At 43.6% G+C, this 724-nt stretch carries 1 protein-coding gene; it reads right to left on the reverse strand.

The genetic code is table 11. The features are described 5' to 3' along the window. Positions 1 to 195: 195 nt before the first annotated feature. A partial coding sequence (locus A3739_RS04390; RefSeq protein WP_156502346.1) for a TonB-dependent receptor domain-containing protein occupies positions 196 to 724 on the reverse strand: 529 nt, incomplete at its 5' end.

Raw genomic sequence — 724 nt, forward strand, 5'->3', positions numbered from 1 at the left:
TGTGAGTACGCTTTGCGAAGAAGCGCAAATTCTAGGTTTTGAGATTGCACTGCGTATCGATAATCAAGACAGCATTTTACCCAACAAAGAAGACGTGAAATGGAGTAGGGTAGCCTTGAGGCTGCCTTAGATTTTCACTTGGTCAAGACGAAAAAAGCGCCGATTGGCGCTTTCTAATTGAGAATAGCTATTACCTTAGAATAGATATTTAGCCGTTAAGCTAGCATAGCGTTCAGGGCCTTTATAGCTTGACGCGCCAAGATCTTGGTCCGACACACCAACAATATACTCTTTATCAGTTAGGTTGGATACATTCAATTGAAGATCCACGTCAGCAAAACGGTACCCAAGCATAGCGTCATATAGGGTATATCCTGCTGTTTCATATATGTTGGTATCACTCACTGTGTTACCAATATAGCGAGCTCCAATACCTGCTCGGAAGCCATTTAGTACGCCGCCGCTAGGAATATACGAGATCCATGTATTTGCCATCTCATCTGCGACACTCGGTACTTTTAGTTTGCTAGCACCTGTCTGCTTTTGCTCAGTATCCAAATAGGTATAAGAGCTTTGGATATGGATGTCTTCAATTTGATGCTGAACAGAAAGCTCAGCGCCTTCGTACGAAGCGTCGATGACTTTGAAGTTCGCAGGATCTGTATCGGTGACGCGGTTGTCTTCATCAATTTGGAATATTGCAGCTGTCACTAAGGTGTTGCTG

The organism is Oleiphilus sp. HI0067 (assembly GCF_001635735.1).